The sequence below is a fragment of the Brevundimonas sp. NPDC046655 genome, from assembly GCF_044901625.1.
In the GTDB taxonomy this organism is placed as follows: Bacteria; Pseudomonadota; Alphaproteobacteria; order Caulobacterales; family Caulobacteraceae; genus Brevundimonas.
Map to the genome: position 1 here is coordinate 257,484 of NZ_JBJDPV010000002.1, position 23,550 is coordinate 281,033.

At 64.9% G+C, this 23,550-nt stretch carries 21 protein-coding genes, 1 riboswitch and 1 other annotated feature; of the genes, 8 read left to right on the forward strand and 13 right to left on the reverse strand.

The genetic code is table 11. From position 1 onward, the window contains the following. Positions 1-203: 203 nt before the first annotated feature. The 3 genes from ACI2KI_RS09000 to ACI2KI_RS09010 form a co-directional block, all read right to left on the reverse strand. Entirely contained in the window at positions 204-470 is a 267-nt protein-coding gene (locus ACI2KI_RS09000) for a hypothetical protein (protein WP_313472116.1), read from the reverse strand. A gap of 24 nt (positions 471-494) precedes the next feature. Beyond that, positions 495-1,703: an NO-inducible flavohemoprotein gene (gene hmpA, locus ACI2KI_RS09005; RefSeq protein WP_292084019.1), complete on the reverse strand. Its 1,209-nt coding sequence runs from the start codon at positions 1,701-1,703 to the stop codon at positions 495-497. A 170-nt stretch (positions 1,704-1,873) separates the two neighbouring features. Then, positions 1,874-2,563 (reverse strand): alternative oxidase, encoded by a 690-nt coding sequence (locus ACI2KI_RS09010; protein ID WP_313472115.1) that lies wholly within the window; start codon positions 2,561-2,563, stop codon positions 1,874-1,876. Between the two features lie 292 nt (positions 2,564-2,855). On the opposite strand from ACI2KI_RS09010, the gene ACI2KI_RS09015 reads away from it, so the two are divergent. Together ACI2KI_RS09015 and fixJ are read left to right on the forward strand one after the other, a co-directional pair. Next, positions 2,856-4,178, forward strand: coding sequence for a PAS domain S-box protein (locus tag ACI2KI_RS09015; protein ID WP_313412989.1), 1,323 nt, complete (start codon positions 2,856-2,858; stop codon positions 4,176-4,178). A 14-nt stretch (positions 4,179-4,192) separates the two neighbouring features. Continuing rightward, positions 4,193-4,780 carry a response regulator FixJ gene (gene fixJ, locus ACI2KI_RS09020; RefSeq protein WP_404619391.1) on the forward strand — a complete coding sequence of 196 codons (588 nt, stop codon included), beginning with the start codon at positions 4,193-4,195 and terminating at the stop codon, positions 4,778-4,780. A gap of 152 nt (positions 4,781-4,932) precedes the next feature. Here fixJ and ACI2KI_RS09025 read toward each other — a convergent pair whose 3' ends face one another. Next, positions 4,933-6,414, reverse strand: a complete 1,482-nt coding sequence (locus ACI2KI_RS09025; RefSeq protein WP_404619393.1) for a SulP family inorganic anion transporter — start codon at positions 6,412-6,414, stop codon at positions 4,933-4,935. 34 nt (positions 6,415-6,448) lie between these two features. Then, positions 6,449-6,514, reverse strand: a sequence feature (sul1 is cis-regulatory element that is thought to sense ions involved in sulfur or methionine metabolism; They are found in Alphaproteobacteria). A gap of 277 nt (positions 6,515-6,791) precedes the next feature. After that, on the reverse strand, positions 6,792-7,190 hold the full coding sequence (locus tag ACI2KI_RS09030) for a putative quinol monooxygenase (protein WP_404619395.1): 399 nt from the start codon (positions 7,188-7,190) through the stop codon (positions 6,792-6,794). Positions 7,191-7,717: 527 nt separating this feature from the next. Here ACI2KI_RS09030 and ACI2KI_RS09035 point away from each other — a divergent pair. Then, on the forward strand, positions 7,718-8,911 hold the full coding sequence (locus tag ACI2KI_RS09035; RefSeq protein WP_404619397.1) for an alpha/beta fold hydrolase: 1,194 nt from the start codon (positions 7,718-7,720) through the stop codon (positions 8,909-8,911). A gap of 17 nt (positions 8,912-8,928) precedes the next feature. On the opposite strand, the gene ACI2KI_RS09040 is transcribed toward ACI2KI_RS09035, so the two are convergent. The 6 genes from ACI2KI_RS09040 to ACI2KI_RS09065 form a co-directional block, all read right to left on the reverse strand. After that, on the reverse strand, positions 8,929-9,270 hold the full coding sequence (locus tag ACI2KI_RS09040) for a hypothetical protein (protein WP_404619399.1): 342 nt from the start codon (positions 9,268-9,270) through the stop codon (positions 8,929-8,931). A gap of 16 nt (positions 9,271-9,286) precedes the next feature. Next, positions 9,287-11,140: a DNA ligase D gene (gene ligD / locus ACI2KI_RS09045; protein WP_404619401.1), complete on the reverse strand. Its 1,854-nt coding sequence runs from the start codon at positions 11,138-11,140 to the stop codon at positions 9,287-9,289. 176 nt (positions 11,141-11,316) lie between these two features. Further along, positions 11,317-11,871 (reverse strand): DUF488 family protein, encoded by a 555-nt coding sequence (locus tag ACI2KI_RS09050; protein WP_404619403.1) that lies wholly within the window; start codon positions 11,869-11,871, stop codon positions 11,317-11,319. Continuing rightward, positions 11,868-12,089, reverse strand: a complete 222-nt coding sequence (locus tag ACI2KI_RS09055) for a DUF2945 domain-containing protein (protein WP_292084013.1) — start codon at positions 12,087-12,089, stop codon at positions 11,868-11,870. The genes ACI2KI_RS09050 and ACI2KI_RS09055 overlap by 4 nt, the downstream gene beginning before the upstream one ends. A gap of 206 nt (positions 12,090-12,295) precedes the next feature. After that, a complete protein-coding gene (locus ACI2KI_RS09060; RefSeq protein ID WP_390182761.1) occupies positions 12,296-12,766 on the reverse strand; it encodes a GNAT family N-acetyltransferase in 471 nt (156 codons plus the stop codon). Between the two features lie 74 nt (positions 12,767-12,840). After that, complete coding sequence (locus ACI2KI_RS09065; protein WP_404619405.1) at positions 12,841-13,902, reverse strand: site-specific integrase; 1,062 nt, start codon at positions 13,900-13,902, stop codon at positions 12,841-12,843. Positions 13,903-14,014: 112 nt separating this feature from the next. Between ACI2KI_RS09065 and dusA the strand changes: the two genes are divergently transcribed. The 3 genes from dusA (at position 14,015) to ACI2KI_RS09080 (ending at position 17,847) form a co-directional block, all read left to right on the forward strand. Continuing rightward, a complete protein-coding gene (gene dusA / locus ACI2KI_RS09070; protein ID WP_404619407.1) occupies positions 14,015-15,049 on the forward strand; it encodes a tRNA dihydrouridine(20/20a) synthase DusA in 1,035 nt (344 codons plus the stop codon). 48 nt (positions 15,050-15,097) lie between these two features. Next, entirely contained in the window at positions 15,098-15,946 is an 849-nt protein-coding gene (locus ACI2KI_RS09075) for a sulfite exporter TauE/SafE family protein (protein WP_404619410.1), read from the forward strand. Between the two features lie 80 nt (positions 15,947-16,026). Then, complete coding sequence (locus tag ACI2KI_RS09080; protein ID WP_404619412.1) at positions 16,027-17,847, forward strand: methyl-accepting chemotaxis protein; 1,821 nt, start codon at positions 16,027-16,029, stop codon at positions 17,845-17,847. Positions 17,848-17,907: 60 nt separating this feature from the next. Here the strand turns inward: ACI2KI_RS09080 and metB are convergent, their stop codons facing one another. Both metB and ACI2KI_RS09090 read right to left on the reverse strand, forming a co-directional pair. After that, entirely contained in the window at positions 17,908-19,086 is a 1,179-nt protein-coding gene (gene metB, locus ACI2KI_RS09085; protein ID WP_404619414.1) for a cystathionine gamma-synthase, read from the reverse strand. Then, positions 19,083-20,150 carry a homoserine O-succinyltransferase gene (locus ACI2KI_RS09090; protein WP_404619416.1) on the reverse strand — a complete coding sequence of 356 codons (1,068 nt, stop codon included), beginning with the start codon at positions 20,148-20,150 and terminating at the stop codon, positions 19,083-19,085. Before ACI2KI_RS09090 ends, metB begins: the two co-directional genes overlap by 4 nt. Before the next feature lie 80 nt (positions 20,151-20,230). Further along, a riboswitch (SAM riboswitch) is annotated at positions 20,231-20,354 on the reverse strand. Positions 20,355-20,789: 435 nt separating this feature from the next. Between ACI2KI_RS09090 and ACI2KI_RS09095 the strand changes: the two genes are divergently transcribed. Both ACI2KI_RS09095 and ACI2KI_RS09100 read left to right on the forward strand, forming a co-directional pair. Continuing rightward, complete coding sequence (locus ACI2KI_RS09095; RefSeq protein ID WP_404619418.1) at positions 20,790-22,523, forward strand: homoserine dehydrogenase; 1,734 nt, start codon at positions 20,790-20,792, stop codon at positions 22,521-22,523. Positions 22,524-22,525: 2 nt separating this feature from the next. After that, positions 22,526-23,488, forward strand: coding sequence for a homoserine kinase (locus tag ACI2KI_RS09100; protein ID WP_404619420.1), 963 nt, complete (start codon positions 22,526-22,528; stop codon positions 23,486-23,488). The last annotated feature ends 62 nt before the right edge of the window (positions 23,489-23,550 follow it).

Genomic DNA, 23,550 nt, shown 5'->3' on the forward strand with positions numbered 1-23,550 from the left:
AACTATAGGCTGATCTGCGGCGATCTGACCCGCAAATATCGTGAATTCACAGGTCGCTAGCGCGCCTTCATTCATGACTTATCTATAGAGTCCGAGGTGGTGCGACTCTCAGACTGTTTTTCATGCGGCTGCCAAGAGTCCTCATTTTGGGCCGCGCGCCAATGATGGCTCAAGGCGCATCCGGAACTCAATCGAATGTGCTTTTAGGCGAAACCTGCCTTCCGATTCAGAAAGATCACGCAACCGATCAGTGCGAGCAGCGGGCTGAGGCCGATCAACACCAGAAAGGCGGCTCGCCGGCCGATCACGCCGCTGACCATCGTGCCGACGGGAATGCCGATCGAAAGAGCCAGTGGCGTGCCGACAATGGCCACGGCGATGGCGCGGCCCTTGAGGTGTTTGGGCGCCTGCTCCGATTCATGGCGCCGGTGATCGGACGACTGACACGCCGGATCGAGGACGTCCGACATCGGCAGACCATGAGAGGGCGGCCCTCAGGCCGCCAGGGCTTCGTCGGCAGGGCCGAAGAACTCATAGTGGATGCGATCGGCGGGCACCCCGATGGCGACCAGCTCGGAGACCAGAGCCCGCAAGAAGGGGCGGGGGCCGCACAGGTAATAGTCGGCCTCGTTCACCGGGGTCTCCGAGGCCAGCCAGGCGCCTGAGATCCGACCCGTCCGTTCGTGAGCGGCCAGGTTCGCGGCCTCCGGTACGCTTTCGTAGAAGACAGTGTTGCGGCTGGCGGGAATGGCTGCGGCGAGCCGGCGAACATGATCGCCCATGGCGTGGGAGGCGACATCGCGCGCGCCGTGAACATAGTGAACCCCGGCTTGCGGTTGTCGGGCCGCCAGCGTCTCCAGCATCGAAACCATGGGGGTCAGGCCGACGCCGCCAGACAGGAGCACGATGGGTCGTTGCGGATCCTCCGGCAAGAAGAAGTCGCCCGCCGGCGCGCCGACCTTGAGAATTTTGCCGGGCCGGGCGTGTTCGTGGAGCCAGGTCGAGGCGAGACCATGCGGCTCCCGCTTCACTGAGATCCTATAGGTCTCCCCGTTCGGCGCGGAGGAGATCGAATAGTTGCGCTTGATCGGCGAGTGCCCGGGCAGGTCAAGCCAGAAGGTGAGGTACTGCCCAGGCTTGTGAGCCAGCACCGGTCCGCGATCGACCGGCCGCAGGATGATGGAGGTGATGACCGAACTCTCGGGTTGGACTTCCGCCACCTCGAAGGCGCGCCAGCCGTTCCATCCGCCTTCGGCGGCGGCGAGGTTCTCGTAGAGGGCCGCCTCGCGTGTGATGAGGATGTTCGCGAGGAACCAGTAGGCCTCGCCCCAGGCAGCGAGAACGTCTTCGGTCGCAGCCTCGCCCAGGACATGGCCGATGGCGCCAAGCAAGGCGCTTGCGACATGAGGGTAATGGTCCGGCATGATCTGCAGCCCGACGTGTTTCTGCGCAATGCGTTCAACTGCGGCCGTCAGCGCGCCGAGATTGTCGATATTGGCGGCATAGGCGAGGATGGCGCCTGTGAGCGCCCGGGGCTGGGAGCCAGTATCGCCATGGTGGGATTGATTGAAGAGATCGCGGATTTCCGGATTTTGGAACATCCGGGCGTACATCTCCCGGACAATGTCCAGGCCATGGGCCTCAAGGGCTGGAACTGTGGCTTTGACGATCGTGACCGTCCGCTCGCTGAGGGCTTGCGACATCAGTAGGTGTCCTCGGTAAACTGGAAACTGGAAACTGGAAAACGCGGTCGTTCAGGCCGCAGGATTGTCGGCGGCGTGCCCAAGCCGGGTCAGGTCGGCAGGACACGCGCGGCGCTTCATAGATGTCCGCGCATGTGAGGGGGCAGACGGCTCGACGGAGAGGCGAGGCTTCAGGCCGCAGTCTTCCAGGTCGGCTCCAGAGCAGCGTGAGGCGGGCAGGGCGCCACGGCCTGGACGGGCAATCCCCCGAGCTCGTTGGCGTAGCCGTGGTTGACGTCCCGGTGGTGGGCCTCGTCCGCGCGAACGACGAGGACGACGTCGCGCAGGGTCGCAGTGTCAGGAAGGTTCCAGTAGCGTTTGGCGATCTCTGGGGCCGGTACATTGGGCGAGCGCCCTTCGTCGATTTCGGCGAGGTAGTGGGTGTAGCTGATCACCGCTTCTTCCTCGAAATAGCCGACCACCCGGTGGGCAGTCTTGTTGGACACGAGATAGAGACCAAAGAAGAAAAGGTAGAAGACCCACTGGACCGAGACGATGACGAACCGCTCGAACAGCGTCGGCTTCGAGATCTCGATAAAGGTCATCAGGTGCATGCGTTCATTTTCGGCCTCGTCCATCAGGGTCTTGATCCAGCCCCGGTCGTCGCACATCCGACGCAGACAGCTCAGATGGTTGATGGTGGCGCCGACCATGCCGGGCACGGCCGCGACCGTTTCCAGCACGACAGCGCGATGTCCGTATCGCTTGGCGAAGAAGGTATCGGCGCAGAAGCGCAGCAGCTTGGTGAAGCCGAAGGCGACGCGGTCCGACAGTCCCTTGGGCTGGTGGTGGACGGAGAGATCGACGAGTGGGGCGCTCATGGCCTTGGTCCTTGAAACCGGGGTGTCCCGGGCCGGTTCGTCCGGCGAAAGAGGATGAGGCCGATGTAGAAGGGGCGGCCTGAACGCGGTATCCGGGTCTTGACCCTAGGGGAAATTCCGGAGGCGCGGCCCATTGGTGAACAAGGATAGAAATCGGACGATGCGCGTCTTTCATTCGTCTTCTCCCCTTGTGAGGCCGTCTTCGCCTTGGCTCGCGGTCGCCACGGTTCTCATACTGATCCTCATGGGCGCGTGGGCGCGAGCAAGTCTGCCGTCCCTCTTCGACGTCCGGTTGTCCTTTCTGGTCTTTGTGCCCGCCGTGGTGGCGGGCTCAGCCTTGGGCGGCGTCTGGCCCGGCGCCTTGGCCGCCAGCTTGGGCGTCGCGACGGGACTGCTTCTGGGGGACGGTCAGCCGCATCTTGCGGAAGCCGTGCTCTTCCTCGTCGTCGCGGGCGCCGTGACCTGGGGAGGCGAGTGGTTCCAACGGGTTCTGAAGGAGCTTTCCTCGCGCGAGACCCATCTACGGTTGATTCTGGATACCGTGCCTGACGCTATGATCCTTATCGACGAGAAGGGGGCCATGCGAGCCTTCAGCCCCACTGCAGAACGGCTGTTCGGCTGGACTGCGGCTGAAGCCATCGGGCAGAATGTCAGCCTGTTGATGCCCGCCCCTCATCGCGAAGCGCACGATAGCTATCTTGAACGCTATTACCGGACCGGAGAGCGCCGGATCGTCGGCGTAGGGCGCGTCGTGGTCGGGCGTCGCAAGGACGGGTCCGACTTTCCTCTGGAACTCGCCGTCGGGGAGATGCGGACCAAGGAGGGACGTTTCTTCACCGGGTTTGTGCGGGATCTGACGGAACGCCAACAGGCTGAGGCCAGGATGCAGGAGCTTCAGGCAGACCTGATCCGGGTCTCGCGTCTGACGGCGCTGGGCGAAATGGCGTCAGCGCTCGCTCATGAGCTGAACCAGCCGCTGACCGCCATCACCAACTATCTGAAGGGCGCGGGGCGACTGCTTCGAGCGGAGAATGCGCCGGCCGATCGCATTTCCGACGCCGTGGACCGGGCGGCTGACCAGGCGCTGCGCGCCGGCGTGATCATCCGGCGCCTGCGAGAGTTCGTCGCCCGGGGAGAGACTGAAAGGCGGATCGAGAACCTGCATTCGCTCATCGAGGAGGCCAGCGCACTGGCGCTGGTCGGGGCGCGCGAGCACGGCGTTCAGGTGCGGTTCGCCCTCGATCCGTCCGCTGACCTCGTCATCGCCGACAGGGTTCAAATCCAGCAGGTACTGCTCAATCTGATCCGAAACGCTATGGACGCCATGCAGGACGGCGGGACACGAGACCTGGCCATATCCGCCTCGGCGCTGGATGAGGATCATGTTCAGGTCACGGTTTCCGACACGGGGGCGGGGATTGATCCCGATGTGGCGGCCCAGTTGTTCGAGCCCTTCATTACGACGAAGCGGACCGGCATGGGGGTTGGGCTTTCGATATCGCGGACCATAATGGAAGCCCATGGCGGGCGCCTGTGGTTCGAGGCCAACGCCGCTGGAGGCGCGGATTTTCACTTCACGCTTCATCGCGCCCGACTTGAGGAAGAGCTCGCATGACAAACGCTCCGATCATGCACGTCATCGACGACGACGCCGCTGTGAGGGATTCGATCGCCTTCCTCCTGAGTACAGCCGGACTATGCGTGCAAACCCACGAGTCCGCCGTCGCCTTTCTCGCCGTGAAAGACCGACAGCCCGGGTGCATTATCACGGATGTCCGCATGCCTGACATGACCGGGATAGAGCTAGCGCGCCGATTACAGGCGGACGGTTCCGGGGAACCTGTAATCGTCATCACTGGCCATGCCGACATGCCTCTGGCCGTGGAGGCGTTGCGCGCAGGCGTGGTGGATTTCATTGAAAAGCCGTTCGACGACGAGGTCCTGCTGGCCTCGATCCAGCGTGCGGCGGATCGAGCGGGCGAGACGGCGTCGGCCGAAGCCGAGAAGCGGATGCTGGCGGCGCGTCTCGACGCCCTGTCAGGACGGGAACGCGACGTGCTCGCAGGATTGGTTCAGGGCCACGCCAACAAGGTCATCGCCTATGATCTCGAGATCAGCGCGCGGACCGTGGAAGTCTATCGCGCCAACCTCATGGCCAAGATGCAGGCCGGAAGCCTGTCCGAACTCGTCCGGATGTACCTCACGGTTCATCCCTGACCGGATGCCAAACTAAAGCGGCTTCAACGCTGTTGATGGGTTTTTGGATATCTCTAGCGCGGGCAGGACGGGGCCAAGGCTGAATGTCTCCTCTGGGGCAAGTGGTCCTGAGGTCGCCGACGGGCCGGACGTCCTTTCATGACGCGTTCTAGTCAGTGAGCAATGCCGACAGGCAGGTGCGCTTTGTCGTGCTTGCCGACACGCTGGATCAGCGACTGCGCAGCCTCGTTCATGCCGATGAGACGCACCTCCGCGCCCTGACGGCGATAGCGGAACACCACCTTGTCCACGGCGACGACGGCCGTGAGGTCCCACAGATGCACGTCGCTCATGTCGATCTCGACGCGAGTCGGCTGGCCATGATGCTCGAACGAGGCGGCGAAGACGTCGGCCGAGCCGAAGAACAACTGGCCGCTGACGTGATAGCGCAGCACGCCGGGCTCTGGAGTCTCGATTTCCTGCACGACGATGGTCTTGCCCAGCTTCCGCATGAAGAAGATAGCCGACAGGATCACGCCCAGCACCACGCCCTTGGACAGGTCATGCGTGACGACCACCGTGATCGTGGTGGCCAGCATGACGATGGAGGACTGGACTGGGGTTGAACGCAGGGTCAGCACTGATTTCCAGTCGAAGGTTCCGACCGAGACCATGATCATCACCGCCACCAGCGCGGCCATCGGAATGCGCGCCACCCAGTCCTGAAGCACTAGGATCAGGAACAGCAGGAACAGGCCCGCCCACAGGGTCGACAAGCGCCCGCGCGCGCCGGAGGTCACATTGATGATCGATTGGCCGATCATGGCGCAGCCCGCCATGCCGCCGAACAGGGAGGCGGCGATGTTGGCGATGCCCTGCCCGCGGGTCTCGCGGTCCTTGTCCGACGGCGTGTCGGTAATGTCATCCAGAAGGTTGGCGGTCAGCAGGGATTCCAGCAGGCCCACGAAGGCCAGGGTCGCCGCGACCGGGGCGATGATGGTGAAGGTTTCCCACGTCAGTGGGACGGTCGGGAGGTGGAACATCGGCAGCGTCGAGGGCATCTGCCCCATGTCGCCAACGGTGCGGACATCCAGTCCGGACCAGATGACGAAGGCGCTGATGACCACAATAGCGATGAGGGGCGACGGGATCGCCTTCGTGATCCGCGGTACGCCGTAGATGATCGCCAGGGATGCCGCGACGAGGGCGAAGGTCTGCCAGTTGGCGCCGATCAACTCGGGCATCTGCGCAAGGAAGATCAGGATGGCTAGCGAGTTCACGAAACCGGTCATCACGCTGCGGCTGACGAAGCGGATGTAGCGGCCCAGCTTCAGCAGCCCGACGATGATCTGGAATACCCCGGTCAGCAGGGAGGCGGCGAACAGGTACTCAAGCCCATGGTCCCGAACGAGCGTGACCATGACCAGAGCCATGGCGCCGGTCGCAGCTGAAATCATCGCCGGGCGACCGCCGACGATGGAGATGGTCACTGCGATGATGAAGCTGGCGTAGAGGCCTACCGCCGGATCGACTCCGGCGATGATGGAGAAGGCGATCGCCTCGGGGATCAGGGCGAGGGCGACGACCGTACCAGCGAGCAGTTCGCGGCGCGGGTTAGCGAGCCATTGCTGGCGCGTGGAAGCGATTAGAGACATGGAGGTTCAACTGGATGAGCCGCATTCGCAGCTCGGTTTCCTGACGGATGGGCGGTCAGGATAGCCACCGTTCGCTCCACGAAGTGGGGGACGGTCCGAGGTTGGGCGGACTCATGCCCCGCCGCAGCAGACGACGCAAGAAATATCAAACGTGAGACGGCCTTGGTGAGTGCGGCCTGCAGGCCGCCGTCCGGTCGAACGTCCGCTTTCTGGCAACAGAGCAACGCCCGCTGTTGACACTAACAAGGCTGGATAGTCTCGGGATCATCCACGGCGGCCACCGCCAGTGGGGCGAAATGAGAGGCCAGCACTGGACTTAGCCGCCAATCTCGCGCCCCCAGGCGGACCATTCGAGGGTCTGAGGGTGGAAGCGGATGTCAGAGAGCAGGAGTGAGGAGGCCGTGTCCTCCTGCCGGCTCCGTCTCGGCCACCCTCGACATGTTCGCGATCATCGGACGCCCTTTTGAGATCGCATCCCGGACAGACGGGAGCGTGAGTGAAGCACCGTGCGCCTGCTTGCTCTGCCACGCTTCTGTAATCCAGATCACCTCCGGCTCCTGAGGGTCGGCAGCAACAATGTAGCTCAAACAGCCTGGCAGACCGCTGACTCCCTCGATGAGGATGCTTATCAGCTCGTCGCGACGACTTGGCTGCGCTGTCATTTTCCCGATCAAGCCGTACATCGGCGCGCTGCTCGTGCTCGCAGCAGAGGCGTGGAGGGGTGAAGTGACGGTCAAACCCACTCCAGCAACGACGATTCTGCGGTTGATTTCCATAGCTCTACGTTAGCTGGACGATTGACCAAGGCAATCGGATAGGTCCGCAACGGGTCGATAGCGGATCCGAAGACTCCAACCGGTATGACGTCCGCTCGGCCAGCCGACCAATGTCCGCCGCTGGCGCAAACGTGACGGAGCGGCCGTCGCTAAGCAGTCCCCGCGCGTGCCTTCGCGGGCGCTAGAGCCGGCTAGCCAGTCGCGGAACGCTCTGACCTCTCCGCGCTGCGCTGCCCGCCGGAAAGCCACGACGTAGTAGGCCCATCGAACCAGCCAGCGCACATGGGGCGGAAAATGGACCAAACGGCCGCGTTCCAGTTCTTGCTCGACCACGGCGCGCCGAACAAGCGCGACCCTTGACTGGCGATCGCTGCGTTAATCACGGCCGCAGTTTTGCTGTCCGGCGTCCATCGAAACTCGGCGCTGAACCTTCTGTGTCGGGCAAGCGATACAGCAACTTTTTGCAGCTCCGACGTCTTCTTGGCTCGTGCCGCGACATTCTGTTCGCCACGAACAGGAAGATCCCCATGCCTCTGATTCCTTTCACCCGCATCCTGGCTTCATGGCTTGGATGGCTGCTCCTTGTCGTTGCCGGCTATCTGTTGTGGACGTGGTGGTCTGGCCAGATTGTTATTCAGATGCAGGGAACCGAATACCGGGCTCGTGAGGATTGGCGTGCCTGGACGGCGGCCGGGCTCCTGGCTTGGAGTATCCTCGGCCGCTGGCCCACGACCCTCCTTTTAGCCAGAAAAGACATCGACGCGACGGCGCCCCGGCGGGCCGATGGCGTCATGATCGATAGTCCGACCGGCTCAAAACTCTATGTCGAGACACGTGGTCCAACTGACGGACCGGTGGTCATTGCCGTCCATGGTTGGGGCCTGGACAGCACGATCTGGCATTATCTGAACCGCGACCTGGCTACCCACCGCAGCCAAGTCCCCCATCAACAGGTCAATTGGGACCTTCCCGGCCTGGGGCGCTCAAAGCCCCCAGCTGACGGTAAGATCTCGTTGGAGCTCTTCGCCAATGACCTCGCGTACCTGATCGCTCAAGTCTCGCCCCGACCCGTCGTTCTCATCGGGCACAGCATCGGCGGGATGACAATCCAGACACTGGCGCGTGACCGTCCTGAACTGTTCAGCGCACGTGTCACCGGCGTCGTCTTAATCGACACGACCTATACCAGTCCCCTGCGCACCATGATCCTGAGCAGACTGGCTCTGGCCCTGCGTCGCCCGGTGCTTGAGCCCGTTTTCAAGATGGCCGTTCTGTTCAAACCGCTTGCTTGGTTCGGCGCCTGGCAGGGCTACTTGAACGGCACGGCCCACATGGCGAACAGGCTTCAGTTCGGCAGATACGTGACCCGCAGCCAGCTTGAGCACACGACCCTGCTGGGGACCCGCAACTCTCCCGCTATTCTGGCCAAGGGCAATCTCGCCATGTTCGATTGGGACGGCTCCCGCGCAGTGGCAAAGATGAAATGTCCCCTCCTGATCCTCGGCGGCGACCTCGATATAGTGACCAAGCTGGAGGCCAGCGAAGCAATCCACGAGATGGCGTCGGATGCCACTTTGGAGCCCATCTCCGGCGTCAATCACATGGGCTTCTTGGAGCGCTCGGCGCGGTATAACAGTCGAGCTATCGACTTTATCGCCGCCCGCTGCATCGAAGCGCAGCGCGGGTCGGTAGGCACGGTTCACTCGCCGATCACCGATTAGGCTCAGGGATGGCGCATTCATAATCTTGAAGGCCAACCCGCCAGATCATCGGCGGATCGGGCAGCATTGGTCTCCTGACGGCAAGGCAGTTTCATGAGCACGGCGCGCGCGTAGAGATCGTAGGTCGAGACGATGAGGACCTGGACGAGGTGAAGGCTGACATCGGCCCGGACGTCTTCACCATTTAGGGCGATGTCGCGAGGCTCGCCGACCTGGTTCGAGCCCGCGTGAGCCCATGCTATTTTCGGTCGGGAGTAGGTTCTGTTCTCAAATGGCGCGTGGGGCTGGAAACGCCCGTCGCGGCGACCGACGAAACGGCCTTCGACGGGATCATCGACGCCAATGCGAAAAGCGCTCACGCTGTCAGTGCGATGCTCACAAATCCGGCAGCGCCTGATCAGCCCGCCCCCATGAAGAAAGGGCTTTCGATCCCGCGCGTTTGAGGAGCTCAAGCTGATCGCCGACATGAAACAGCGCAGGGCTCGCGATTGTCTCCATTTCCTTCCAAGTGACCGGCGCCGCTACGGGCGCGCCCTCTTTTGAGCGCACGCTGTAAGGCATGACGGCCGTAGCGCCGCGCTGATTGCGGAGATAATCGACAAAGATGCGACCCTTGCGTTGGGCCTTCGGCAGAGCGGCCGTGAACTTGGCCGGCTCTGCCTGAGCGACCGCAATAGCCAGACGCCGGGCGAAATCTTTCACTTCAGGCCATTCGGCCTCGGGGGTCAGCGGCGCGATGACGTGAACGCCCTTGCCCCCGGTGACCATTGGAAATGTCTCCAGTCCGATAGTCGCGAGTATATCGCGAAATCGAAAAGCGGCGGAACGCACGGCCTCGAAATCGAGCCCGACGTCCGGGTCGAGATCGAAGACCAGGCGGTCGGCCTTTTCGACGTCTTCGATCCGTGCGCCCCAGCCGTGGAACTCTATGGTTCCCATCTGGACACAAGTCATCAGACCTTCCGGCGTATCTATATAGAGGTAGGGTTCAGTCTCGCCGTCCTTCTCCTCGATCGCCACATGGCGCACGGCCTCGCCGAAGCTTCCGGCGTCGTGCTTCTGGAAGAAGCACTTTTTCGATCGGCCCTGGGGACATCGCACGAGGCTGATCGGACGAGATGCGACCCAGGGCAGCATGATAGGCGCAACGGCGGCGTAGTAGTCCGCCAGCTGACCCTTGGTGATCTGACACTCCGGAAAGAGGATCCGTTGAGCGTTGCTGATTGGCACGGTCTCACCAGCCGGCGCCGGTGTCTCCAACGCTGGCTTCTCGACAACGACCGCCTCGGGCCTCTTGTCATCCCGCAGGCCGAGATAGCTCGGGTGGCGCAACGTGCCTTCGTTGGTCATTTCAGTGAAAGCGATTTCCGCCACCAGCCGGGGGCGGAGCCAATGGGCGTCCCGAACCTCGGCGCGGGGGGCCTTGACGGTGGGACTGTCCTGTTCGAGCGGTCTCATGACCTCCAGGAGCCGCTGCAACTCCATCGTATCGAAGCCTGTGCCGACCTTGCCTGCATAACGGAGGGCGCCATTCTCATTTACGGCGAGGATCAAGGAGCGGAAGGCGCGTGACTTGTCTGAAGGAAGCCATCCCGCCACGACAAACTCCTGACGCTGGATACACTTGGTTTTCACCCAAGCCGCCGAGCGTGCGCCGACGTATCGGCTATCGGCCAGCTTCGACACCACCCCCTCCAGGCCGTTTGCGCAAAAGCTGTTCAACAGCTTTTCGCCATTGCCTCGAATATGATCGGAGTAACGGAGCCGTCCCGGCCTCTTTGGAAGCAGGTCACGCAGGAGAGCCTTGCGCTCAAGCAGCGGGCGAGACGTCAGATCTTCGCCATTCAGCGCGAGAAGGTCGAAAGCGACATAGGCGATCCTGCCTGGTTCGCCCTTCAGAGCGCCTTGCAACGTCTGGAAGCTGGAGCGCCCTTCGGCGTCGAACACGACAGCCTCGCCGTCGAGCACGGCGGAATCCACCTTCAGGGACGCAGCGGCGTCGACGATCCCCGAAAACTTCTCCGACCAGTCAAGTCCGGAGCGCGTAAAGGCTCGAGCGCGACTTCCGCCGACGACGACCTCCAGCCGGTAGCCATCGTACTTCATCTCATGCAGCCAGCGATTTCCTCCTGGCACGGCGTCGACGAGCGTGGCGAGCTGCACGGGACGAAAAGCGGGCAGGGCGGTCGTGGTTTTCGGTCTGGACCACACGGAGCGTTCCGCGGTCATGGCTTGTGCCCGCCTCGGGCGGGTCTGGTTTCCTGGCTGCCCGTCTGATCAGGGATGTTCGCAAACGAATGGAATGGGCGTCTAGGCGATCTCGCAGCGATCAAGTTGCGTCTGGGCATGGAAGCTCCTTTCCATGACGCAACGCACCTCCCGAAGGAATGGCGCCAACGGCCTTGCTATGGACGCTGTTCGTGGTGCGCAGAAGCCGGATAGCTGACCGTCCCGTCGGGATGAAGGATAGCACCTGCCGTCAATCGAGCCTTCTCCAGCCTGCCGTGTCCCATGATGTGAATGACGGTCTCGCCCCGAGCGAGAAGATTGTCGGCGATGAGCCGTCGATGACACCGCCACCAGACCGCTTCAGAGCACATGATCGCACTAGGCTGGCGCCGCCCCGTTTCGATCAACAGCTCTAACCCGGCGCGGAACGGGGCGGAGAGAGCGTAATCGGCGTAGTTGTGGAAGCTCTTGTTCTCCCAGTAGCCATTTATGCCGTCGGCCACATCTCCGATCCGACCCCGTCTTCCTCCGAGTTTGACATTGTGGGCGTAGGATATCTGGCGCTCCGCCAGTCTGTGGGGAAGCGTTTCCTGGTTGAACTGAGGGTTGGCTCTGGACCTCGGAATCTTCCGGACATCTACGACCTGCAGAACCTGTGTTCCCTGCAACAGGGCGACGAATTCCTCCAGGCTGCGGTTCGAGTGCCCGATTGTGTAGAACGGCAGCGTCATTCTCGACGTCGCACATAATCCAGCGCGGTCCCCTTGTGAGCGGCGATGTGATCAGTCCTGTCGCTCCTGATCTCATATTGAGGTTCTGCTCTGGAAGCGCGGTGAGTGTGACCCTTGTATTCGAAGTCGCGTGTATGAACTCGAGTGATCCGGCCAGTTACTCGCCCTGCCTCGGAATTCCAGATCACATGATCTCCGACATCGAACGTCTTGGGCATTTTGATCTCCGTCAGGAGACAATCTGACCTGGTCGATTTCGTTCCGGCACATGAGGGAACGTCGGAGCGCCGGCGGCGTGAGCCATCATGCTGATGAGCAAAACGGTTTTGATCGCGCCGTGTCGAACCAGGCGACACGATCGCGGGAAGCCTCCATCAGGTTTTTCCAACCTTCGGATGACGGCGGTCGGGGCGACTGAGCGATGCTAAAGAAAGCGGATCATGCGATAGTTGCGGAAGATCTGGCCGCGGAGTTCAACGTCCTGTTCCTGGACCACCTCGAATCCGCTGCGTTCAAAGAACGGCTTTGCCGTGATGCTCGCGTCCGTACATAAAGACGACAGCTTTTGTTCGCGAGCCTTGAGCAGGATGTGGTCCATCAGGCTCTTGGCGACGCCTCGGCCCTGATGTTGGCAATGGACGAAAAGCATATCGATATGGCCTGTCGGTCCGAGGTCGCTGAAACCTGCAATTCGATTCATGTGTTCGGCGATGAACGTCGGCTTACGCTCAAGACGTTCGGACCACTGGACCAGGTTAACCGCTACCGGCGCCCAGGCCTCGATTTGAGCCGGGCTGTAGTCACGATTGGCGACCTTTCTGACCGAGCCATTGAACAGCTCGACGACAGCGGTCAAATCAGCCGGATCATACGGACGAATTCGGATCGAGTTCATGCGACTGCATTTGGCATGGTGAGGGTTTCCACCCAAGCTTTACGCCGCCCCAGCTTCCGTGACCGGCGTGCCGCTCATGTCGCCAGACCCGCTGCAATGAGATGAAGGGATTCCGGACGAAGGTGCGTATACCGTCGGAGCATCTTCCAGTCTTTGTGGCCGGTAACAAGCGCGACCTGGTGGATCTGGAAGCCCGCCTCGAACAGGCGACTTGTCCCTTCATGGCGAAGGTCGTGAAAATGGAGATCGATGATGCAGAGCGCTTTGCAGGCTCTCGTGAACGCGGTGCCGGCTGACCGGTGATTGAAAGGGAAGATGCGGGCGTCCGCATTTGTCTGCGAGGAACGCCGCTCTTCAATGAGCGCCACGGGGTCAAAGCCGCTGACTGAAAGAAGTGGAATACGCTGGTCGTTGCCCGATTTCTCGCGAGGGTCCTTGCGATCGCGGATGGTCAGCATCTTGGTCCGCGCTGCATAGTCGTCCCAGACGACCTTGAAAATCTCTTCTTGGCGCATCGCCGTCGCGACTGCGAAGCGAATGACGGCGCCCATGGGAATGGTTTGACGAGGCTTGTCCTCGAAGTGGCGGATCAAGCGCTCCAGTTCTTCATCGCTGGGGCGGCGATCTCGCTCGACGCCCTTGCCAATCAAGCCAAGGCGCTTGAGGGCGAGGCGGGCCATATCAATAGCCTCAACCGAGACAGTCAGGCCGTGAACCGCTGCGGCATGGGAGAGGATGAGCTTGATCGCGCCGATGTCGATGCTCAGCGTCATGGGGCCGGCGCCTTCGGTGGCGCGTCTCCGACCGAAGTCGATGAACAGTTGTCGATCCAGTTGGGCGATCTTCTTCCCGCCCAAGCGCGTCTTCAGCATCTTGAGCGTCGCCGCTTTCGATCGCCTGGGCGCCTTCCCGACGGACTTCATGTCGTGGATGTGCAGGTCGATGAGCTCGCCAAATGTGCGCAGCTTGGCCGAACGAGACGGAGTGGGAACTTCTCCGCGATCGATCCGTCCCTCGGCTTCGGTCGCCCACCGCCGGGCGTCATCGCGTTTGAGGAAGGTCTCGCTTATATAGCGACCCTTCCGTCTTACCTGGACCCGCCACGTTCCTGACGGGAGTTTCGAGTAGGTCGCCATTTCGTGTGCGCTCTGTGTGCACTGAGGTGTCGAAAACCCGGAAAAAACGTCGCATCACGTCGCAAATTCGAGTGCACACGCCGCCTTCCAACTTTTTGATCTTACTGAAAAAATGCCGATAAATCAAGCTCATAGGCTGTCCGTGGCGCCCATGATGGACTGGACCGACCGCAACTGCCGGGCGTTTCACCGCGCCCTGAGCGGCCGGGCGCTGCTCTATACCGAGATGGTCACGGCGCCGGCGGTGATCCACGGCGATCGCGAGCGGCTGCTGGGCTTTGACGCGGTCGAGCATCCGGTGGCGCTGCAACTGGGCGGCTCCGACCCGGCGCAACTGGCCGAGGCGGCGCGGATCGGCGCGGCCTATGGCTATGACGAGATCAATCTGAACGTCGGCTGTCCCTCGGACCGGGTGCAGTCGGGCAAGTTCGGCGCCTGCCTGATGCGCGAGCCGGAACTGGTGGCCGACTGCATGGCGGCGATCAAGGACGCGGTCAGCGTCCCGGCCACGGTCAAATGCCGCATCGGCGTCGACGATCAGGACCCGGAAGTCAGCCTGTTCGCCACGGTCGACGCCTCGGCGGCGGTGGGCGTCACCAGCTTCGTCGTCCACGCGCGCAAGGCCTGGCTGAAGGGCTTGTCGCCCAAGGAAAACCGCGACGTGCCGCCGCTGGACTATGATCTGGTGCGGCGTCTGAAGCGCGAGCGGCCGCATCTGACCATCTGCATCAACGGCGGGATCGGCGATCTGGATCAGGCCGAGGCGCATCTGGATGATGCTGACGGCGTGCAGCTGGACGGCGTCATGCTGGGCCGCGCCGCCTATCACGAACCGGCCCTGCTAGGGCAGGTGGACCGGCGACTGTTTGGGATGGATGTCGAGGACGTCGACCCCTTCGCCGCCATCGAACGCTATCGCCCCTATATGGCCGGGCGGCTAGCCGAAGGGGCGCATCTGGCGAGCATGGCGCGACATATGCTGGGTCTGATGCACGGTCGGGCGGGGGCGCGCGCCTTCCGCCGCATCCTGACGGTCGAGGGCGTGAAGGCCGGGGCCGGGCTGGAGGTCGTCGACCGCGCGGTCGAGGCCGTGCGTGAGGCCGAGGCGCGGCAGGCGCGGCTGGGCGAGAACGAAGAAGCGGCCTGATCCCCTTTCCGGGATGACGCTGGCGAACGGCAAGGCTATGCCCAAGCCATGAGCGCCTTGCCCCTGTTCGAATTTCTGATGATGGCCGCCGCCCTGGTCGCGGCGGGGGCGGTGGCCGGGGTGATCGGCGGCCTGTTCGGGGTCGGGGGCGGGACGGTGCTGGTGCCGGCGCTGTTCTACGCCTTTTCGGTGCTGGGCGTGGGCGGGCAGAGCAATCTGCACGTCGCCATCGGCACCTCCTTGCTGACCATCGTGGCGACGTCCTTGCGGTCCCTGGCGACCCACCGGGCGCATGGGGCGGTGGACGAGGTGGTGTTGAAGACCTGGACGCCCTGGGTGGCGTTCGGCGGCCTGGTCGGGGCGGCGATTGCGGGCTTTACCTCGATGGAGGGACTGGCCGTCGTCTATGGCGTCTGCCTGCTGCTGATCGCCATGCAGATGGGGTTGCTGCCCGAGCATATGACCCTGCGCAAGGACCTGCCGACCGGCTGGGGGCGGCGTGGCGTGGGGACGGGCATCGGCCTGTTGTCGGCCATGATGGGCGTCGGCGGCGGCAGTTTCGGCGGCATGATGATGACCCTGTGCGGGCGGCCCATCCATCAAGCCGTAGCGACGGCCAGCGGCTTCGGTCTGGCCATCGGGGCGACGGCGGCGCTGGGGTTCGCGGTCTTCGGCTGGGACGCGCCGGGACGGCCGCCGCTGTCTCTGGGCTACGTCAACGTGCCGGCGGCGGTGATCATGGGGCTGCTGACCGCCCTGACCGCCCCCTATGGCGCGCGATTGGCGCACCGGCTCAACCGCAAGGTGCTGAGGAGGGCCTTTGCGGTCTACCTGCTGCTGACCGCCCTGTCGGTGGTGTGGAAGGCGCTTTGGGAAACGCCCATTTCGCCTACGTAAATTTCCGGGGTGCCACGCTAAGGCTTTGGCGAACAGCACGCGGTTAGGGAGAGGCTGTAGTCTTCCCCCGAGCGTAGAAAATGCTGCAGAACCTGTCCGTACCCAAGAAGCTGATGCTGTCCTTCGCCGCCGTCATCGCGGCCTGCGGGACGGCGACCATGGTGGTCCTCTGGGCCGTGACGGTGCTGCAGCGCGCCGACGCCGCCAATGCCGCCTCCGCCGAGATGTTCAAGGCCTCGGACCTGGTGCTGGCCGCCGCGGTCGAGCAGCAGAACGCCATGCGCGCCTTTGTGGCGACGCGCGACGCCGACTTCATTCCCAAATACGAGGAGCCGGGCAAGGTTCTGGTGTCGCGGCTGGCCGATCTCGCCGCCGCCGACGTCAACGCCGCCTATGGCCAGGAGCAGGCGGCGCTGAAGGGGGCGGTGGACGCCTTCCACCAGAGCGCCGACGGCCTGATCGCCTTGGCACGCGACCCCGCCACCCAGCCGCAGGCCGTGGCTGGTCTGGAAGCCGGCGCCCGCTTGTCGGATATCCGCGCCGCCATCACCTCGATTCAGGACAAGGAGGCGGTGGTCGCCGCCGAAAACGCAGAGGCCAAGGCTGTCGCCTACAATGGGGCATACTGGAGCTTCGCCATCGGCGGGGTCGTGGCCCTGGTCGTCGCCCTGGGCGCCATCGCCTGGCTGATCGGGGCGCTGAGCCGTCCGGTCGAGGCCATGACGCGCGCCATGGTCCGTCTGGCGGGCGGGGATCTGAACGTCGCCATTCCCGCTGTCGGCCGTCGCGACGAGATCGGCCACATGGCCGACGCCGTCCTGACCTTCAAACAGAACGCCGAGGAGAAGGTGCGTCTGGAGGCCGAGGCCGAGGTGCAGCGCGCCGCCGCCGAACAGGCCCGCATCGCCCAGGCCGAACGTGACGCCGAGGCGGCCCGTCAGCAGTCCCAGGTCGTGGAAGGCATCGCTTCAGGCCTCGACCGTCTGTCGAACGGTCAACTGGCCTATCGCCTGAACACCGTCTTCGCGCCCGAGTACGAAAAGCTGCGCGCTGACTTCAACGGGGCCATGGCCAAGCTGCAGGAGACGATGCGCGTCATCGTCGACCGCTCCAGCGCCATCGGCGCCAGCGCCCATGAGATCAGCCAGGCCTCCGATGACCTGTCGCGCCGCACCGAGCAGCAGGCCGCTTCGCTGGAAGAAACCGCCGCCGCTCTGGAACAGATCACCGCCACCGTGGCCCGTTCCGCCGAAGGTGCGGTCGAGGCCGGCGGCGTCGTCGACGGCGCGCGTCACGAAGCGCTTGAAGGTCAGGCCGTCGTTGGTCGCGCCATCGTCGCCATGGGCGAGATCGAGCAGTCCTCGAACGAGATCGGCAACATCATCGGCGTGATCGATGAGATCGCCTTCCAGACCAACCTGCTGGCCCTGAACGCGGGCGTCGAGGCGGCGCGTGCGGGCGAGGCCGGTCGCGGCTTCGCCGTGGTGGCTTCGGAAGTGCGGGCTCTGGCCCAGCGCTCGGCCGAGGCGGCGAAAGAGATCAAGACCCTGATCTCGGCGTCCAGCCGTCAGGTCGGCGAGGGCGTGGCCCTGGTCGGCGACACCGGCCATGCGCTGGAACGCATCGCCGAACAGATCACGCGCCTGACCTCTATAGCCCGCGAGATCTCGGCCTCGTCGCAGGAGCAGTCCAGCGGCCTGCAGCAGGTCAATATCGCCGTGGCCCAGATGGATCAGGTCACCCAGCAGAATGCCGCCATGGTCGAGGAATCGACCGCCGCCAGCCACTCGCTGGCGCAGGACGCGCGTGAGCTGGACCGGATGATGGGTCAGTTCTCGCTGGAAGAGGCGGCGATGGACGCGCGCGGTCAGCAGCGGATGCTGGCGCGGGCGGTGGCCTGAGGCCTGCAGCGCGAGTGAAAACGAGGGCCTCTCCGGCGCACCGGAGAGGCCCTTTTCGCATCAGGCCGCCTGTTGCAGCACCAGGGCGTCGAGGGCCTGAACCAGGTCGGCCAGGATGTCGTCCTGATGCTCCAGCCCGACCGACAGGCGGATCAGGCCGTCGGTGATGCCGGCGGTGACGCGGGCGTCCGGCGTCATGGCGGCGTGGGTCATGGTGGCCGGGTGGGCGATCAGGCTTTCGACCCCGCCCAGCGACTCCGCCAGGGTGAAGATGTCGAGGGCTTCGATCAGACCGCGCACGGCGTCGGTTCCGCCGTTCAGTTCGAAGCTGAGCATGGCGCCGGGGCCGGACTGCTGGCGCGCGGCCAGGGCATGGCCGGGGTGGGACTTCAGACCCGGATAATGGACGGCCTTGACCGTCGGGTGCTGTTCCAGGGCGGCGGCGACCAGACCGGCGGTGGCCTGCTGGCGCTCGATGCGGGTGAACAGGGTGCGCAGCCCGCGCAGGGTCTGGTAGGCGTCGAACGGCGAGCCGGTGACGCCCAGGCAGTTGGCCCACCAGGCCAGTTGCTCATGGTCCGCCGGATCCGCCGCGATCACGGCGCCGCCGACCACGTCGGAGTGGCCGTTGATGTATTTGGTGGTCGAGTGGACGACGATGTCGGCGCCAAGCTCCAGCGGGCGTTGCAGGGCGGGCGACAGGAAGGTGTTGTCGGCCACGACCTTGGCGCCGACGGCATGGGCGCGACGACAGACGTCGGCCACGTCCACGACGCGCAGCAGGGGGTTGGAGGGGGTCTCGATCAGCACCAGCTTGCAGCAGTCAGCGAGCGCGGCGTCGAGCGCTTCGCCGTCGTTCTGATCGACGAAGGCGACGCGGAAGTGGCCTTTCTTCGCGCGAGCGCACAACAGGCGGTGGGTGCCGCCATAGCAGTCGTGCGGCGCGATCAGCAGCTCGCCGGGGTTGAGCAGGCTCAGCGGCAAGTCGACCGCGGCCATGCCGGTGGCGGTGACGACGGCGCCGGCGCCGCCTTCCAACTCGGCCAGGGTGTCGGCCAGGACGTCGCGGGTCGGATTGCCCGAGCGCGAGTAGTCATACTTCCGCTTCTGGTCGAACCCGGCGAAGGAATAGTTGGACGACAGGTACAGCGGCGGCATGACCGCGCCGTGGGCCGTGTCCGTATCCACGCCCGAGCGGGCGGCGATGGTGCGAGGATCGGCGGGACGGGCGCGGCTCATTGGTCAATGTCCTTCAGTACGGAAGTCAGGATGTCGGCGACCAGGGCGTCTTCCTTCAGGAAGGCGTCGTGGCCGTAGAGGGAGGGGTGTTGTTCGAAGCGCCAGAGGTTGGGCAGGCGCGCGGCCAGTTCCCTCATGTCGTCGATGGGGCAGAGGCGGTCGGTGGTGAAGCCGATCAAGGTGACCGGGGCGGTGATGGCCTCGGGCTCGACCCGGTGGCGGTCGATGGAATCCGACAGGCTCAGCCAGCGCGAGGGGGTGGTGCGGTCGCGGTAGGCCCTGCCACGCGCCGTCAGATAGTCGCAGACGGGATAGGCCTGCCCTGCGTGGCTGGGGGCCTCGGAATCGAAGCGCTCGCCGAACTCGTCGGGTGTGCGATAGGTGGTCATGGCCAGTTCGCGGGCCAGGCCCACGGCTTGATCCACTCGGCCGGTTTCAAGGCCCAGTTGCAGGATGCGGCGCTGGATGCCGCGCCAGGCGGTGGCCAGGGGGTGAGGGCGATGGGCGGCGGACACCACGACAAGTTGCTCGGCCCAGTCGGGGAAAAGCTCGCCAAAGGCCAGGGCGATCATGCCGCCGTAGGAACAGCCGATGAAGGCTGCGACCTTCTCGACGCCCAGGTGGTCCAGCAGCAGGGCCAGCAGCCGCGCCTGATCCTGGGTGGTGATCGTCAGCGGAGTCTTGGCGTCCTTGACGCCGTCGCCGAATTCCGGCGCGAAATCAAAGGCCAGGACGCGGAAGCGGGTCAGGTCGATAGGGGCGCGCACGCCCACGGCGCCCGACCACCAGCCCAGGCCCTTGGTCTCGGTGCGATGGACGTAGCGGTCGGCCGAGATGCCGCCGGCCACGACGATCAGGGGGGCGCCGGCCTTGCCGTGCAGGCGGCCGACGACCTGCTTCTGGTTCAGGGTTCCGCCGAAATCGAGCGGGAAGCCGTCGGGGATGGGGACGAAGACGTCATGGGCCCCGTCGCGCGACAGCAGCTCGGACGGACGGCGTGCGGACGCAGGCCGACAGGCGGGCTCTTCGGCGGGGACGATGGGGTCGATCAGGGCCAGGGTCATGGGTCTCGGTCACTCAGCAAAACGGCTCGCCAAGGAACCCATGCAGTGACAGACCGTGGAGCGTCGCCTCGTCGATGCTCCACCCATCTCTCGCGGTTTTCAGGTCGCCCCGAAAACCCCGCAGGAGTTGGCACCGTTTCGGGCGGAACCCGATGGTTGCCCCGGCGTCAAAGGGCCTAATCCCTCAGCCGGTCTTGATGAGTGACTTTACGTTGCGGTTGCGAAGGGCGCCGGTCAAGCGAAAAAATTCACCCCATTTTGGCTTGATGCGCGATGAGGGTGGTGAAAACGCGCTTTTTGCGCTCGTTCGGGAAAAAATTGTTCTTTCGGGGCTTGACGCGACGCGGGGTCGTGCACCACCCTTCGGCTCAGGATTTTCAACCGGACGCCGCCTGTGCTTGACCGCCTCGCCAGCATGATGACGACCCTGATCGCCGCTTCGGCGACGGGCCTTGTCGCGTCCACGATTACCACCGGTACCACCACCACCATGCCCTTGCGGGCGGGGACCGGATGATGCGCGCCGACTAGGCGAAAAACGCAAAAACCGAACACCCCGCCCGGACCCCCGGGCGGGTTTTTTTATGGCCCGAGCCGACCTCGACCTTCTCCCCAGACCCCGCCTCCAGGATCACTCCGATGCCCGCTTCCGCCCTCGCTCTCGTCGCCGATCAACAGAAACCTCAGCCCGTCCCCAAGGCCGAGGTCGTGGTGCTGAAGTTCGGCTCGTCCGTCCTGCGCAACGCCGCCGAAGCCCCCGCCGTGGCCTCGGAAATCTACGGTCACGTCCGCGCCGGGCGGAAGGTGGTGGCGGTGGTCTCGGCCCTGTCGGGTCACACCGACCGGCTGCTGGCCGACGCCCGCGCCCTGGGTCTGGATCACGAGAACGAACTTCTGCCCGCCTATGTGGTGCTGGGCGAGGAGAAGGCGGCGGCCCTGGTCGCCATCGCCTGCGACCGGGTGGGGCTGGACGCGGTGGGTCTGTCGGTACGGGAGTTGGGCATCGTGGTCGAGGGTCCGGCGCAGCACGCCCGCCCGGTCAGCCTGAAGGGCGAGCGTCTGCAACAGGCCCTGGCCGAACATGAGGTGGTGGTGGTGCCGGGCTTCGGCGGGGTGCGCGCGAACGGGCGCGTGGCACTGCTGGGACGTGGCGGATCGGACCTGACGGCGGTGGTTCTGGCCGCCGAGCTTGGGCTGGACCGAGTGCGTCTGGTGAAGGACGTGGACGGCCTCTACGACCGCGATCCGGCCTGCGAGACGGGCACGCCGCTGCGCTATCGTCGCGCCAGCTGGGAGACGGCGCGCCAGCTGGGCGGCGCCCTGGTCCAGCATGACGCCATCGATCTGGGGATGCAGCATGGCGTCGAGATCGAGGTCGCGGCGCTCGGCCGCGCCGAGGGCACGGTGGTCGGCGAGCGCGGGGCTCCTCCCGGCCCGGTCCAGCCGGAGGCGCCGCTACGCGTGGCTCTGGCCGGCTGCGGCGTGGTCGGCGGCGGTCTGCTGAACCGTTTGCTGCCGGACGGACGCTATGAGGTGGTGGGCGTGCTGGTTCGTAATCCGGGCAAGAAGCGCGATGTGGCGGCGCCCGCCGATCTGTTCACCAACGACGTCGAGGCCCTGCTGGCCAAGAAGCCCGATCTGGTGCTGGAAGCCCTGTCCGAAGGCGAGGCTGGGCACGCCCTGATCCGCCGCGCGCTGGAGGCTGGCTGCGACGTGGTCAGCGCCAACAAGCAGGCTGTGGCCCGCGACCCGGCGGGCTTGCAGGCCCTGGCCGCCGCCAATGGCTGTCGCGTCGCCTGGTCGGCCTCGGTCGGCGGCGGGGCGCCGATGATCGAGACCCTGCGCGCCGCCCGCGCCGCCGGTCCCGTCGCCGGGTTCGAGGCGGTGCTGAACGGCACGGTCAACTTCATGCTGCAGCGCCTGGGCGAGGGGGCGGCCTTCGCCGACGCCCTGTCCGACGCCCGTGTGGCGGGCTTCGCCGAGGAAGATCCGTCCTCGGATCTGGAGGGCCACGACGCCGCCGCCAAGGTCAAGCTGCTGTCCTTCGAGGCCTTCGGCCGCGCCCCCGCCGACCTGCCGCGCGACGAGCTGTCGGCCGAGACGCCGCTGGGCGACCGTCCGGTGCGCCAGATCGGCGCCTGTCATGACAGGGGTGGCCATCTGGACGCCTCGGTCCGGCTTGACGGCGACCTGAAAGACGCGCTGTTTCAGTCGCTGAACGGAGAGAGAAACGCCTTGAAAGTCTATGGCCAGGACGGTCGCGTCTGGACGTGCAAGGGGCGCGGCGCCGGGCGCTGGGCCACGACCGAGAGCGTGCTGGCCGATGTGGCCGACGTGGTGCGCGCCCGTCGCGCGGCGGCGGAGCTGGTCTAGACATGGCTGTCTTCACGCCCGTCACGCCGGATCAGGCTGCCGACTATCTCATGCGTTACCCCCTGGGCGATCTGGTCGCGCTGACGCCGATCGCCGAGGGGGTCGAGAACACCAACTACAAGCTGGAAACGACGTCGGGCGCCTATGTCCTGACCCTGTTCGAGGGGCGGACGGACGCGGCCTCGCTGCCCTTCTGTCTGGGTCTGACCCGGCATCTGGCGGCACGCGGGTTCCCGACGCCGTCGCCCGTCGCCGACCGCCAGGGCGAAATCATCGGCCACCTGAACGGCCGGGCCGCCGCCATTCTGCACTGGGCGCCCGGCGCCTGGAAGCGCCAGCCGTCCGACAAGGAACAGTATCGCGCCGGTCAGGTGCTGGCCCTTCTGCACCTCGATGCCGCCGACTATGCCGTCGAGCGCCAGAACCCGGTCGGACCCGAGGCCTGGTCGGCGCTGGCCGCGCGCTGCGAGCCAGCGGCGAAAGGCGTCGACCGCAAGATGCTGGATCAGATCAAGGCCCTGTTGCCGCGTCTGGCCGAGCCGTGGAGCGATCCCGCCCTGCCGCGCGGACCGATCCACGCCGACTACTTCCCCGACAATGTCCTGTTCGCGACCAACGAGCATGGAAAGTGCGATGTTGGCGGGGTGATCGACTTCTATTTCGGCTGCACCGACGTCCTGGCCTATGACCTGGCCATCGCGCTCAGCGCCTGGGGCTTCGACGCTGAGGGCCGCCCCATGCACTCGGCCCTGCGCGCCTTTCAGAAGGGCTATGAATCCGTGCGTCCCCTGACGCCCGCCGAGGCTGAAGCCCTGCCGGGGCTGGGCGCGGCGGCGGCGGTGCGCTTCACCCTGACCCGCCTGCACGACCGCCTGTTCCACGACCCCGCCAACCTGGTCACCCCCAAGGACCCGGCCCCCTTCTTCCGACGGCTGGACTATTGGAAGGCGGCGGAGACGGTTTAGAGATGGAGGAGGCGAGCACCTCGTCTGGACAGACTCGGTTCGCGCAGGCGTAGTGCAGTCTT